Source organism: Streptomyces saintjeani (assembly GCF_055409605.1).
The window spans coordinates 5,245,635-5,258,241 of the sequence record NZ_CP189624.1 but is presented as its reverse complement, the minus strand read 5'-3'; the positions used below and the strand labels follow the sequence as shown (position 1 = coordinate 5,258,241).

The 12,607-nt window shown below is 63.6% G+C and carries 13 protein-coding genes; 8 read left to right on the top strand and 5 right to left on the bottom strand.

Annotated features, from left to right (window positions below; translation table 11 throughout):
• Positions 1–77: 77 nt before the first annotated feature.
• A complete protein-coding gene (istB, locus tag ACQCO7_RS24000) occupies positions 78–896 on the bottom strand; it encodes an IS21-like element helper ATPase IstB (RefSeq protein WP_464071874.1) in 819 nt (272 codons plus the stop codon).
• Positions 896–2,176 carry an IS21 family transposase gene (istA, locus tag ACQCO7_RS23995; RefSeq protein WP_464071875.1) on the bottom strand — a complete coding sequence of 427 codons (1,281 nt, stop codon included), beginning with the start codon at positions 2,174–2,176 and terminating at the stop codon, positions 896–898. The genes istB and istA overlap by 1 nt, the downstream gene beginning before the upstream one ends.
• Between istA and ACQCO7_RS23990 the strand changes: the two genes are divergently transcribed.
• Entirely contained in the window at positions 2,135–2,653 is a 519-nt protein-coding gene (locus tag ACQCO7_RS23990) for a hypothetical protein (protein ID WP_464073771.1), read from the top strand. The two genes, istA and ACQCO7_RS23990, sit on opposite strands and share 42 nt — an antisense overlap.
• A gap of 321 nt (positions 2,654–2,974) precedes the next feature.
• Here the strand turns inward: ACQCO7_RS23990 and ACQCO7_RS23985 are convergent, their stop codons facing one another.
• The gene (locus tag ACQCO7_RS23985) at positions 2,975–3,526 is read right to left on the bottom strand and encodes an ATP-binding protein (protein WP_464073770.1); all 552 of its coding nucleotides are present in this window, start codon (positions 3,524–3,526) and stop codon (positions 2,975–2,977) included.
• 197 nt (positions 3,527–3,723) lie between these two features.
• Positions 3,724–4,317 carry a non-canonical purine NTP pyrophosphatase gene (locus ACQCO7_RS23980; RefSeq protein ID WP_363170533.1) on the bottom strand — a complete coding sequence of 198 codons (594 nt, stop codon included), beginning with the start codon at positions 4,315–4,317 and terminating at the stop codon, positions 3,724–3,726.
• Positions 4,318–4,684: 367 nt separating this feature from the next.
• On the opposite strand from ACQCO7_RS23980, the gene ACQCO7_RS23975 reads away from it, so the two are divergent.
• Positions 4,685–6,553 carry a hypothetical protein gene (locus ACQCO7_RS23975; RefSeq protein WP_464073769.1) on the top strand — a complete coding sequence of 623 codons (1,869 nt, stop codon included), beginning with the start codon at positions 4,685–4,687 and terminating at the stop codon, positions 6,551–6,553.
• Between the two features lie 187 nt (positions 6,554–6,740).
• Here the strand turns inward: ACQCO7_RS23975 and ACQCO7_RS23970 are convergent, their stop codons facing one another.
• The gene (locus tag ACQCO7_RS23970; RefSeq protein WP_464073768.1) at positions 6,741–6,995 is read right to left on the bottom strand and encodes an integrase; all 255 of its coding nucleotides are present in this window, start codon (positions 6,993–6,995) and stop codon (positions 6,741–6,743) included.
• 90 nt (positions 6,996–7,085) lie between these two features.
• Between ACQCO7_RS23970 and ACQCO7_RS23965 the strand changes: the two genes are divergently transcribed.
• The 6 genes from ACQCO7_RS23965 (at position 7,086) to ACQCO7_RS23940 (ending at position 12,512) form a co-directional block, all read left to right on the top strand.
• Positions 7,086–7,706, top strand: coding sequence for a helix-turn-helix domain-containing protein (locus ACQCO7_RS23965; RefSeq protein ID WP_464073767.1), 621 nt, complete (start codon positions 7,086–7,088; stop codon positions 7,704–7,706).
• 19 nt (positions 7,707–7,725) lie between these two features.
• A complete protein-coding gene (locus tag ACQCO7_RS23960) occupies positions 7,726–9,372 on the top strand; it encodes a tyrosine-type recombinase/integrase (RefSeq protein WP_464073766.1) in 1,647 nt (548 codons plus the stop codon).
• Positions 9,373–9,473: 101 nt separating this feature from the next.
• Positions 9,474–10,094 carry a class I SAM-dependent methyltransferase gene (locus tag ACQCO7_RS23955; RefSeq protein WP_464073765.1) on the top strand — a complete coding sequence of 207 codons (621 nt, stop codon included), beginning with the start codon at positions 9,474–9,476 and terminating at the stop codon, positions 10,092–10,094.
• Between the two features lie 20 nt (positions 10,095–10,114).
• Positions 10,115–10,711: a hypothetical protein gene (locus ACQCO7_RS23950; protein ID WP_363170539.1), complete on the top strand. Its 597-nt coding sequence runs from the start codon at positions 10,115–10,117 to the stop codon at positions 10,709–10,711.
• A gap of 572 nt (positions 10,712–11,283) precedes the next feature.
• Entirely contained in the window at positions 11,284–11,910 is a 627-nt protein-coding gene (locus tag ACQCO7_RS23945) for a class I SAM-dependent methyltransferase (RefSeq protein ID WP_363170540.1), read from the top strand.
• Positions 11,907–12,512, top strand: a complete 606-nt coding sequence (locus tag ACQCO7_RS23940) for a hypothetical protein (protein ID WP_464073764.1) — start codon at positions 11,907–11,909, stop codon at positions 12,510–12,512. The genes ACQCO7_RS23945 and ACQCO7_RS23940 overlap by 4 nt, the downstream gene beginning before the upstream one ends.
• Positions 12,513–12,607: the final 95 nt, after the last annotated feature.

The following is a 12,607-nucleotide window of genomic DNA, read 5'->3' as shown; positions in this document are numbered from 1 at the left end:
GGGGTTGTCGGCGGCGGTTGAATCCTGACCCGGTGTGGGCGGTCGAGTTCTGACCCACCGGGTCTGGTTGCCGGTGTTCAGTCGGTGTCGTGTGGGGCGGTGGGGACGCGTCCGAGTTGGCGTCCGCGCATGCGGTAGGAGTCGCCTTTGAGGGAGTGGACCTCGGCGTGGTGGACGAGGCGGTCGATCATGGCGGCGGCCACGGTCTCGTCGCCGAAGACCTCGCCCCAGCGTCCGAAGGGTTTGTTGCTCGTGACGATCACACTCGCTCTCTCGTATCGGTTCGAGACCAGCTGGAAGAACAGGTTCGCGGCCTCGGACTCGAAGGGGATGTAGCCGACCTCGTCGACCACGATCAGCGGATAGCGGGACAGTTTGGTGAGCTCGGCCTGGAGGTGTCCGGCGTGGTGGGCGGCGGCCAGGCGGTCGACCCATTCGGCGGCGGTGGCGAACGCGACCCGGTGGCCGGCCTGGCAGGCGCGGACCGCGAGTCCGATCGCCAGGTGTGTCTTCCCGGTCCCCGGCGGTCCCAGAAAAACGGCGTTCTCCTTGCCGGTGATGAAGTCCAACGTGCCCAGATGCGCGAGCTGTTGGCGCGTTATGCCGCGCAGATGGGTGACGTCGAGTTCCTCGATCGTCTTGATCGCGGGGAAGCGGGCGGTGCGGATGCGGGCCTCGCCGCCGTGGGACTCGCGGGCGGAGACCTCCCGCTGGAGGCAGGCGACGAGGAACTCGGTGTGTGTCCAGGTCTCCTTCAAGGCACGTTCGGCCAGGCGTTCGGCGGCGTCCAGCAAGGCCGGGGCCTTCATCGCCCGGGCCAGGAAGGACAGGTCGGCGGCAGTCTGACGGCCGGTCCTGGGCCCCGCCGCGGCGGTGGTCTTGGTGGTGACGGGCATCAGGAGACCTCCGGATCATCGGCCTGACCGCCGCCCTCGATGAGGGTGAACATGCGGTCATAGGAGTCGAGTTGGCGTTGTTCGACCTCGACGAGATCACTTGCGGTGGCGGCGCTGTGCCGACGGGCGGCCTGGGCCTGGGAGGCTTGATGGTGGCGGTAGTCGCCGCGCAGAACGGCGGCGGCGCGTGCATGGACCGGGTCGGTGATGGTCTGTTGCTTGGCCCAGCAGCGTGGATGGCGGGCGACTTCCGCCCCGCCGGGGGCGAGGGTCACGACGACCTCGTCGGTGTCGGTGCGGACCTGGACTTTCTTGCCGATGGCGAGGGGGTGCACGGAGTAGTCGCAGGTGTCGACGCGGATGTAGTGGTCGCGGCCGATGCGGGTGGCGAATCGCCACCAGCGCGGCGGATCGACCGGCGGCAGGGCGAGCATCTGGGCCCGGTCGGCTTCCCACCGGTCGACGGGGCGGGCGCCCAGGGTGCGGTGCTGGCGCCGGTTGGCGATGGCCAGCCAGGCGGTCAGCTGGGTGTTGAAGTCGTCGGGTCCGGTGAAGGTGCGGCCCGGCAGGAAGCTGGTTTCCAGGTAGCCGTTGGCCCGCTCCACCAGCCCTTTCGCTTCCGGGTCGCGGGGTCTGCAGAGGTAGATCCGGGTGGCGAGCAGGCCAGCGAACGCGGCGAAGTCGCCAGTCACCTTGCCGCGGCCGATGCCGGCCTCGTTGTCCCAGACCAGCATCCGCGGGACCGCCCTCCAGCCGGTCAGCAGCTTCCAGTGCCCGTCGATCAGGTCGCCGGTGGTGCGGGTGGGCAGCATCCGTGCGGCGATGATCCGCGAGTAGCCGGACACCATCACGAGCACGGGCGGACGGCCGGACTGTCCGTATCCGAGCGGGATGTCGACGGGCGGGAACCACAGGTCGCACTGGGCCAGCTCGCCGGGCTGATAGGTGGTGCGTGAGACCGGATCGACGGGCAGATAGGCGGGCCGCAGCTCGCGTACGCGTTCTTTGAGGACAGCCATGCCACGGTCCCAGCCGATCCGTTCGGCGATCACGGTCGCGGGCATCGTCGGGGTCTGTTTCAACAGCTCCCGGATCTGCGGCTCGACCGTGTCGACCGCCGAGCCCTTGGCCGGCCGGGAGTAGACCGGCGGCCGGTTGGTGGCCAGCGCCCGTTTCACGGTGTTCTTCGAGATGCCCAGCTGCCGGGCGATCGCCCGGATCGGCATCTGCTCGGCCCGGTGCAGTCTGCGGATCTCTGCCCAGTCCTCCACGGAAATCACCCTCTTCTCCTGACCTTCGATCAAGATCAGGTTGGTCAGAAGACCACGAAGTGGGTCAGTTTTGATCCGCCGTCAGAGGGTCACGATTCAACCGTCGCCGACAGTGATCAGCAGCTTGCCGCCTACCAGGAGCTGTTCAGTCACTACGCCAAGTTCACGATGGAACTCCGGCGAGCGCATGGTGACCGGCGCGGCTGGGACTACGACTGGGGCGAGTGGAGCGCAGCCTTGATACGCGTAACCCTGGTCGCCCCCACGGAGGTTGCGACGGAAATCGACAATTTCGGCCGCGCCATAAATTCCTTCCTGAACCAGGTGGAGCGAGGCGAACGCACCCCGCTCCATGACCCGCTGAGTCCGGAGGAGTTCGAACAGGCCAGGCAGGCACCCGCCGAAGCGCAGGTGAAGCTGATCAACGTCATACGACGTTCGCTGGGCAATGATCGCAAGGGGCTACCCTTCGGAATTGGCGGATAAGGCAACGGCGCCAGCGTTCCCTGGTGCCGCCAAAACCACCGACTTTTCCCGCCCCACTGATCGCGAAGTGGTGTCGAGACTCAACGACTTCGAGCACCGCCAAACCAAGCACGCCGACACCGGTTCACGAGCAGAGCGCGGGTAACGCGGTGTTGAGCCCCTATGCGAGTCCGAATGCGTCCTGCGATTCGCGGAGCTGGAGTGGCAACTGGACCCGCCCCGCCGCGATGACGTTCCGCACTCCGCCGGGGCCGGCAGGACGGAGGCCACCAGGCGCCAATGCCTGGCTTCGGGGAATGGAAGCGGCGTGGTCGACGTCGCTCAGGCTGCTTGATGCTCAACTCGTGGTTGTGCACCAGCTATTGGTACGGCTTTCGCGAAAGCCAGGTGGGCACTGCCTGCGCAGGTGACGATCACCCTCTCAGCAGGCACATCGCTCTGCGAGGACGTCAAGATTGCGGTGTGCTTCGTAGAGGTGGGGACTGCCAGCTCGAACCAAGTGGTCTTCCCCGCGGTGCAGGGGTGCGATCCCCACTCTGTTGCCAATGCTGCGACGAGAAATAGGCCGCGGCCATGCTCGTCCGTGGACAGCGCCTGGGACGGAGTCACCGAGGTGGGGTCGGCATCCGTGACTTCCACGCGGAGCCGCTCTCCGGTCCACCGTACGCACACCACACACGCGGCCTTCGTGTGCGTGACCGAGTTCGCAACCAGTTCCCCGGTGAGCAGCTTCAAGTCGTTGATCATTTCCTCGCCCAGATGCAGCCCAAGCCACCGAGCGCGGTCCGCAACTCGCTCCCGTGCCGCTGGCACCGCTTCGACCAGAGGCGGGACGGTGAACGCGTAGGGCGATTCTTCGAGCGGGCGAGACATAGCTGGAACCTCTCGATGGGCAGGAGCTAGGGCGTCAACGCGATCTCCTCTAAGCGAACGGATCGCTCGCCGACCTCACCGGGCAGCCCCGCAGGACAACCGGGAGATCCGATGAGAGCCCGGCAAGTGACGGATGACCACCATGAGCCACAGGCCGCCCGACTCCCTATCCCTCTGGTGATATCACCGTCGCAATGTCAACGAGACTGCGCCAGCCACTCGCCCAAGGCTGCGACGACCGAACTCTTTCCCCACTCGGCGAACACACGGTTCTGCTCGTCCTCCGGCAACGCGGCCAGCGTCGTGACTGCGCCGCTCGGCACGAAGATCGACCACAGATCGGACCAGGACCGTGAACTGTTTCCACGAACGGGAGCGGCCGCAATCGTTCCTGGGTTACGCGTGTCCTCTGCGAAGGTGTTCAACTGGCCGTCAGCTTCCGCGTAGACGGCGGCACTCGCGAAACGGCAGGTCCTTCTTTCCGTGAGATCTGCGAGATGCGTAAGTCCGCTGGGTCCGAAGGCCTCAAGTGCCTGCTTGACCATAGGCCCCGGCCAGCCGCCGAACTCCTCGATGTAGAAACCTGAGTCTTCGACGAACAACGGCCGCCCGAGAATCGCATACGCCTGTCGAGCCTTGTGCTGCGCAATCTCGACGACTGACGCCGTCTGGATCTCGTCCAGCTCCAGCGGCACCTGTTCCACTTCAATGCCCCATGGAGCAAGATGCTCCTGGGCTGTTCGGAACTTCCCGGTATTGCCTGTACACATTGCCACCTTGATACCCGTCATGTGCAGAAGAACCCCCTTCGAGAAAATCCCCGTCCCAATGCGACCGTCGGCGGAGCGACTGCCCGGCAGCGCCAGCCTTCACCGGCTGTTCAGGGCACGGCCCTGCAGGCTGTCCAGACCGACAACGAACCGGGTCCGTACCGCCAGTCGAGCGATAAGCATGTGATGCAGTTGGAGCCCGACGGACGCATGGGTTAGTTTCGTCCCGCCTGGCCTCGGACGCGGCCAGTTCTGGGTGCCCGCCCCGACCACTGGGCATCAGCAGAGAACCTACGTCGTTTGATCTTCGTCATTTCCTGTGTGTTGTTGCTGTGTTCACATGCGCCTTCGCTGCCCAGGTCGGGGGGCGGCCTGGAAGGAACACGCCATGTACAGCATCGACCAGATCAGCAACGCCGCCGCCCAGCTCACCGGTGAGTCTTTGGAAGGCGCTCGGCTGCGCCTCGGCACACTTCAACGCTTCGACCAGTTGGTCCCAGTCGCTTCGGCGAACCAGGCGCGGCTGGAGTCGGTGCTTGTCTCCGCGCTGGGCGCGGTGACCGGACAGACCCGGCCGTTCGGGGTACGGGAGGCCAGGCCGGAGGACGAGGGCTTGGTACTGCGGGTGGAGCGGGCCGAGGAGGTGCAGGCGCTGTTCGGGCTGCTGCCCTCCCTCACGAAGAAGGGACCGTGGCGCGGGGTGCGCGGACTGGTCGTGCAGATGGACGGTGCACGGTTGCGGTTCGGGTTCCGCACCTGGCTGTACGAACAGTCGTGGTGGTCGGCCGAACCGGCGGTGTGGGTGACCGGACCTCACGGGGAGGACCTGGCTGCGCTGCTGGCCGCCCACGATGGGCAGATCCGTGCGGCCGGGCACAGCGTGCAGTGGGATCCTCAGTGTCCCGAACCCGGGCCCAAACGGAAGGAGCCGGCCGCGCGCAGTCTGGTTCGCCGGCTCAGCGCCTCCTCCGCGATGGGCAGTGCGCTGCTGCGGCGTCCGCGCCTGTGGGACAGCCTGGCCGGCTACGCCGGGGTGCAGGTGGACACCCGGATGACCGACTACGGGCTCGACTGGATCGTGGAACGTCAGGTGGCCGGGCCACAGTTCGACGACGCCCGGCTCATCGAGGTGCTCACGGACCACGTCGTGGGCTGCGGCCTGCGCGTCCTGGACCACACCTGCGACACCGAGGGGTGCACGGTACGGCTGGCGCCGCGTCCCGGGAGGTGGGGCTGGCGGGGCGTGCTCACCGTCCACAGCCGGAAAGCCTCGTTCGGCTCGTACATTCAGGCGCCCGGTCCACGGCCGCTGACGGCTGTCGGTGATCGTCTCAGCGTCAGTCGTCCGCAAACCAACCCCAGCAGCCCAGACCGCGGTGTCCCGGACCGCGACGGTGCCGTCATCCAGCTCACCGGCGTACCACGCACCGACGGCGTGGCCCGGGAAGACCTGTCCTGGATCGCCGAGCAGATCGCGGCCGTCTGGACGACCCAGGGCCTGGCCACCGCCGTCGCCCTGGCCCAGGACCCGGACCATGGGTTCGGCCTCCTCGACCGGGGCCGGCCGGCATGGGCCACAGCCCCGGTCCCGGAGACGGTCGCGGGATGGCGGCGGCTTCGCGTCGCCCCACCACCCGGAGAACTCTGGTCCCTGGAAGTCTCCCGCGACGGCGAGGCAGTCGCCGCCGCGTTGGCGCACGCCCGACGCACCTACGACCGAGTCATCCTGATCGGCAGAAATGACGACTGGCCCTCGGAAGACAGGTCTCTCAGCCGACTCGCCGACGCACGGATCCTCGTGCACCGGGCAGAGCCCTACGAGCGGCACATCCCGCTCCCCGCCACAACCGGGCAGGACGGCAGGGCCGTGATGCTGACGCCGGCCGAGTCGGCCATGCAGTGGCGGCAGCAGGAACTGGGCCGATGGACCCCGAAGCGCCCCCTGACCGGGATGCTGCTCCTCACCTCCGCCGACCAGAACATGCCGCCCGACGAGTTCGACCTGGCCGTCGAGGACCAGCTCGCCCGCTACGGGACACCAGTCCTGGGACGCTTCCCCGCCAACCGGGGAATCATCCACGGTCCCGGGCACAGCCCGCATCCGCCCACCGTCCTGGACCCGCAGGCCGAACAGCCCACCCACGCGCAGATGACCACCGCAGCGACCGCTCTCGCTCGGCGCCTGTGGCCTGACACCTCTTCTGCCGCCGAGCGGGCCCAGGCAGCCCCGAACACCTGTATGTCACAGCCAAGTTGATGTCCGGCACGGCAGCGGGGCCAACGGCAGTCCCCGACCCCGCCGCCCTTCGCCCCTCGACTCCGCGCCGGCGCGCGCTCCAGAGGAAGCGTCGTGTTCGGCGCCATCCTCCTCGAAGTCCGCGAGCCGCAGACGGGCCGACTGCAGGCAGCTCTCGTGGAGCACAGCCCATCCATCGTCGCCGCGGCTAGGCACACGGTTCCCCGCGTTCAGCCGTTTGCTCCGGACCTACCCCGAGAATCCGATGCAGCTCCGCCGTGACCACGCGGTATGCGTTGCCCAACTTGAGGACGGAGACCGGGTACTCCCCCCTCTTCGCGAGGGCGTATCCCGTACTGCGGCCGATCGTCAGCGCCTTGTTGGCGGTGTCTAGGTCGACGGCAACAGGCAGAGCGAGCAGCTCTTCGCGGGTCATCCCGCGGCCAGCCATGAGTATCGCCATGATGCATTCCGATCGCCGGGATGTGCAGTGATGGCAGAACGTGTACCACGAATGTTGCAGCCGCTCATTTTTGCGATGTAAGTTGTAGCCATGACGAATGGAGACTGGTCGCCGAGCTTCACCGCCCGCGTCGCCGAGCAGATGCGCCAGGCCCGCAAGGCCGCCGGCCTCACTGTGGCGGAAGCCGCGCAGGCGTGCGCCGCCCTGGGCCTGGCAGTCCCCAAGACGACGATCACAAACCTGGAGACCGGGCGCCGCAGTTCGATCGACCTGGCGGAGTTCCTCGTACTCGCCGAGGTCTACAAGGTCCCACCGATCAGCCTGCTGTTCCCCTTGGGTGCGGAAGCCTCGGTCGCCGTGCTTCCCGACCGGGAGGTCCCGACCTGGGAGGCGGTGGCCTGGTTCACCGGCGAGACGCCGCTGGAGGAGCCCGCACCGCAAGGCTCCGCGCGAGGGGTGCTGGACACGTTCCGCGCCCACAGCGACGCGGTGGCCACGGCTGCGACATCCACCCGCCTGGCGAAGGAACGACGCCGGAAGGCCAGCATCACGCTCGACCCGGGTCGGCGCGAGACCCTTCTGGAAGCCGCAGCCTCGTACGAGCAACTCGCCTTCGACGACTGCAGAGAGCTGCGGGAGTTCCGCCAGGCGATGCGGGAACGCGGGCTGGTTCCGCCCTCCCTCCCCGCCGATCTCTCGTTCGTCGACTAACCCAACCCCCAGGACTAGCGTGACCAGCACCACCACCTCCGGCGGCACAACCACCCGGCGCTGCTCGTGTCGCAACCCAGAGACCGGCAAGAACTACAGCAAGTCGTGCCCCAAACTCGCCAACCGGCGCCACGGCACGTGGGCGATACGCCATGAGCTGGGCAACCGGGCCGACGGCACCCGCCGGGAGTTCCGCCGTAGGGGCTTCGAGACCTCGGCTGAGGCGACCAAGGAACTGAACAAGGTCCGTGCGCTGCTCGCCATACCCGCCGAGGACGACCCAGCAGGTCATCTCGCGATCAGCGACATGCTGGAGACCTGCGCCCAGAACAAGGAGCCTCTGCCGGACTACGACGAGACGCGTCGGCGACTCGCCGCCGGGCAGGCCCTCAACCCCAGGATGTCGGTGTCCGAGTGGCTCGACCTCTGGTTGGGCGGCAAGAAGCGCCTCCGCGCGGGTGGACACAAGCGGTACGAGAGCGACCTCCGGGTTCATCTCAAGCCCCACCTCGGGGAAGTACGACTCGACAAACTCAACGTCCCCCACCTGGACCGCATGTTCGACGCCATCAACGAGGCGAACATCGAGATCCAGGAGCAGAACGCCCAGAGGCGCGCGGCTCTCGACGAGCTCAAGGCCATCGCCTGGAAGGGCGCTGAGAACCGCGCCCGCAGGAAGTGGCTCAAGGCAGCCATCGACCAGATGCCGCCCTTCCGTCGGGTGACCAGCGTCAACACCCAGCACCACATCAGGGCCACGCTTCGCGCCGCGCTCAACACCGCCATCGCACAGCGGATCATCCCGAACTACAACGCGGCCGAGCACGTCGAGCTGAAGCCCGGGACCAAGCCCAAAGCGCTCGTGTGGACCGAAGAGCGAGTGGCTCACTGGCGGGCTACGGGCGAGAGGCCCAGTCCGGTGATGGTCTGGACTCCAGCACAGACCGGGCAGTTCCTGGACCATGTCGACGGGGACCGTCTGGATGCCATGTGGCGCCTGATCTCGTTCCGTGGCCTGCGTCGAGGCGAGGGATGCAGCCCTCGCTGGATCGACTTCTCGAAGAGGACACGCTCCCTGGAGATCGCAACCCAGCTGGTCCAGGGCGGCTGGGAGATCCTCGAAGGTCTTCCGAAGACCAACAGCGGCATCCGGTCCGTCGCCCTCGACGAGGAGACGGTGGACGCGCTGGAGCGACGTCGGCTCCTCCAGCAAGAGGAGAAGCGTCAGTGGGGTGACGCCTGGAAGGACACGGGTCGCATCTTCACCGAGGAGGACGGCTCCCTGCTCCACCCGGGCAAGATCTCCGATCTCTTCGAGCGGCTCGTCGCCGAAGCCGGACTGCCGCCCATCCGCCTGCACGACCTGCGTCACGGCGCCGCGACCCTCATGCTCGCCGCAGGTGTCGACATCAAGGTGGTCTCGGAGACGCTGGGCCACAGCGACAGCCGCATCACGCGCGACATCTACCAGTCCGTCCTCGACGATCTGGCGCGTGCGGCGGCAGAGGCCGTGGTCAAGCTCGTGCCTCGCGCTCCGAGCGCGATCCGCTCACTGATCAAACAGCGCGCCGCACATGCGCGTGGGGTCAAAGTTGCTGCGCGCGAGACTCAGGTGCGACTATCCATAACCAAAAGGAGAAATATATACAAATATCCCAAATGCTGAAATTCATCACACATTCCACTTTTTGACCCACCATCCACGTCTCAGGCTTGCGAGTCTGGGGAATCAAGTAGTCATCTAGACGCGCCAACACGAGGCCGCACATGCAAGCTGAAGAAGAATTTCTGACCCGCACTATCAACAGCTACGATGCCACATCGCGAGAGTACAGCAATAGATTCTCGACCACCATTTTGAGAAGTCATATCTCTCGATTTCATTCTATGCTCCCCTACGGCAATGCATCCGTATTGGACGCCGGTTGCGGTAGCGGCAGGGACTACGTTGAGCTGTCATCCAGGGGGCTAGAGGTTCTGGGCGTAGACCTCTCAATGGGGCTACTCAAATTGGCACGGGGAGCCGGATGCCAGAAACTAGTTATGAGTGACCTTCGGAAACTTCCTGTTCGAGATGCATCTTTTTCAGGGGTTTGGTCTTGCGCTTCCTTGGTTCACATGCCTCCACCAGGCTTCCGGAAGGCAATCTCGGAGTTTGAGCGTATCCTGACACCAGGAGGAATTCTGTTCCTAACTGTTCGCCATGGGTCAGGAAACGAATGGCGAGACGATGGAGCCGGCGGGGCCCGATGGTTCCAGCTGTACGCTAAAGACGAAGTAGAGAACATCGTCGATGAGGCTGGATTTTCGATCGAAACATCGATTATCGAGCCAGGTTTGATTCGAGGCAGCTGGATCAGCGTGTTCGCCACGAAGGGGTCGCAATGAATGAAAAGTGCGCACATCACATGCAGGTCGGCATTGAGCAAGCTGGTAGCCCCTGGGTCACGAGTAACATCTTCTCCCCCCAAGTGATCGCCTCCGTTGTGGCAGCCGTCGCCGCCATCGTTGCTGCTGTCATTGCAACCAAAACCGCCAATAGACAGAGGGAAGCAGTAAGAGTCGAACGGAGAATCGAATACTGTCGACGACAGTTGAACAACCTATACGGGCAGCTCTACATGCTAAGGCAGGCTAGCAAGAGTCTGTACGCTACTTTGCATGCGAGTGGGGAGCGACCGCAAGATTGGCGCCTCGTTGATCACATCGACGAGATAATCGCGGAGGACGAGAAAAGCAAGATAGGGACGATCGAAGAAATAATCAAGATCAACAAAACTATCGAGGATCTACTGGTTTCACAATTTGGACTAGTGGACAAATTCCCGCCACCCGAAAGCTTCCAAAAATTCGTTTCTCACTCAAGGCAACTTCAGGTCGCATGGAGTAAGAAAGGCGACCTCGAAGGACCGAGGGTCTCCTTCCCTCGAGACCTTGACGACGACATACAAAATTCCATCACGGAAATCCGGACACGGATTGCTGAGCTTGATGCTGCACGTTGAAGAGTGCTGTGCTTTTGGGTAGACCGTATGCGGTCTTGAACTCCTCCAGGCGCTTCGCGCTGGCGTCTTTCGGAAGAAAGTAGTCGATCTCGTTGCCGTTGATCCTTTGGCCTGTGGCACCGGTAGCACCGTGAGCTCCACAAGCTATAAAGGACCAGCCTCAATACAGAGTTGTCCCCGCCGCTGTGCTGACCCTGTCAACCACGGTTCTCTGATGGCCAGCCCGTTCGCCTCATCGGACTGAAGTGATCTTTTTTGCGCGCCCCCTCGGAGAGCAGCAACTTATTTCTGGACCTTGCGTCTCATGTCCACGGGGCATGCCACTACCAACAGGAAGAATAAGCGAGAGATGCGGTCAGAAGCCAAGGAAGCTAGCCTATTACTAAGGAGGCCGCGACAGGGAGAGGACAACGTGGATCACTCCACAAGGTCACAAGGTCACTGACTCGGTGAATGGGTGCGGCCAAACATCAGCTTGCCATGCGCGCTTGAGTAAGTCGCCTCTCAGCTGATCTGACGGCAGGCTATATAAATCCACCCTCCAAGCGATTTCCGAAAGCGACGCATCCGCCATGGAAGAACCTCTCACCGAAAGTCGCCTCAAGAAGACCGTTAAAAGCTACGACCTTAGAGCAGAAAAATATGCTGCACGATTCAAGAAGGCAGACTTGAGCACGCATCGGCAGCGCTTTCTGAATTCACTGCCAAATCGGAATGGTTGGGTCCTAGACGTCGGTTGTGGCGCGGGGCGGGACTGCGAAGCCCTAAGGCGGGAGGGCGTCCGCGTCGCAGGCTGTGACTTGTCACACGGCCTCCTAAAGATAGCTCATGCTCAGTCGCCGTCGACCCCACTCATCCAATCAGATTTCCGGGCGCTCCCCTTCGAGGACATGAGCTTTTTCGGTCTCTGGTCATGCGCTTCCCTTGTGCACCTGTCTACGGGGCAAGCGGCACGCACGCTTGCGGAATTTAGGCGCGTCCTGAAGCCGGGAGGAATTTTGTTTGTAGCAGTACGCCATGGCACAGGGGAAGGCTGGGAAAAATGCCATGAGGTGGGCGACCGTTGGTTCCACCTCTATTCAGAGGCAGAGGTGAGCAACGCCCTGGATTCCTCAGGTTATGAAATTCTATCCACTACCGCAGAACCCGGAATGAGCGGAAGCATGTGGATAAATTCGCACGCTAGGAGGATTCAATGATATCCGTATTTTCCTGGGTAGCAGGCGAGACCGCTAATACAAAGTGGTGGGTAACACTTGTTGCGGCCGGGATCGCGGCTATCGCGGCAATTTCGGCGGCGGCGCTTGCTTGGAGGTCAACTAGGTCTCAAACGGCGCATACAGAAAGACAACGCAACGTGGATTTCCTCCGTCAGCAACTAAATGAACTATACGGACCAATTTACATGCGCAGGCGTGCTAGTGAGAGTCTGCGCGATCTTCTACCCGATAAGCAAGACGATGGTACTCGATGGCGGCTCGTCGACCACATTACAGACGTCAAGGCAGGTGGTGACCTTACTAGAATAGAGGCCATTGAGCAGATACTAGCAATCAACAGCGAGATCGAAAATATCCTGACCTCAAAGGCTGGACTGTACGAGTCATTCCCTCCGCCGGACATTCTCAGTAAATTCATCGCACGCATAAGACTGCTGCGCATATCATGGGAACGGGGAGAGAATCAATCCAATAACCGGATTCCATTCTCGGACGATATCGATGATTATCTGTTGGGGGTGATAAAAAGGCTGAGGAGTCACCTAGAGGCGCTTGGGGTGAGTTACGAAGTCAAGATCTGAAGAATCAGACCGAAACGACATCTTCTACACATGACAGCAACACCTAGTGCTCAGCCTAATCTCTTGCAGTTCCAGTGCCGGTCCCCGGATTGGGC

Excerpts from the sequence above, each read along its gene's own strand:
- istB (WP_464071874.1), bottom strand. The coding sequence starts at position 896 with ATGCCCGTCACCACCAAGACCACCGCCGCGGCGGGGCCCAGGACCGGC.
- ACQCO7_RS23985 (WP_464073770.1), bottom strand. The coding sequence starts at position 3,526 with ATGTCTCGCCCGCTCGAAGAATCGCCCTACGCGTTCACCGTCCCGCCT.
- ACQCO7_RS23980 (WP_363170533.1), bottom strand. The coding sequence starts at position 4,317 with ATGACGGGTATCAAGGTGGCAATGTGTACAGGCAATACCGGGAAGTTC.
- ACQCO7_RS23975 (WP_464073769.1), top strand. The coding sequence starts at position 4,685 with ATGTACAGCATCGACCAGATCAGCAACGCCGCCGCCCAGCTCACCGGT.
- ACQCO7_RS23970 (WP_464073768.1), bottom strand. The coding sequence starts at position 6,995 with ATGGCGATACTCATGGCTGGCCGCGGGATGACCCGCGAAGAGCTGCTC.
- ACQCO7_RS23965 (WP_464073767.1), top strand. The coding sequence starts at position 7,086 with ATGACGAATGGAGACTGGTCGCCGAGCTTCACCGCCCGCGTCGCCGAG.
- ACQCO7_RS23955 (WP_464073765.1), top strand. The coding sequence starts at position 9,474 with ATGCAAGCTGAAGAAGAATTTCTGACCCGCACTATCAACAGCTACGAT.
- ACQCO7_RS23950 (WP_363170539.1), top strand. The coding sequence starts at position 10,115 with ATGCAGGTCGGCATTGAGCAAGCTGGTAGCCCCTGGGTCACGAGTAAC.
- ACQCO7_RS23945 (WP_363170540.1), top strand. The coding sequence starts at position 11,284 with ATGGAAGAACCTCTCACCGAAAGTCGCCTCAAGAAGACCGTTAAAAGC.
- ACQCO7_RS23940 (WP_464073764.1), top strand. The coding sequence starts at position 11,907 with ATGATATCCGTATTTTCCTGGGTAGCAGGCGAGACCGCTAATACAAAG.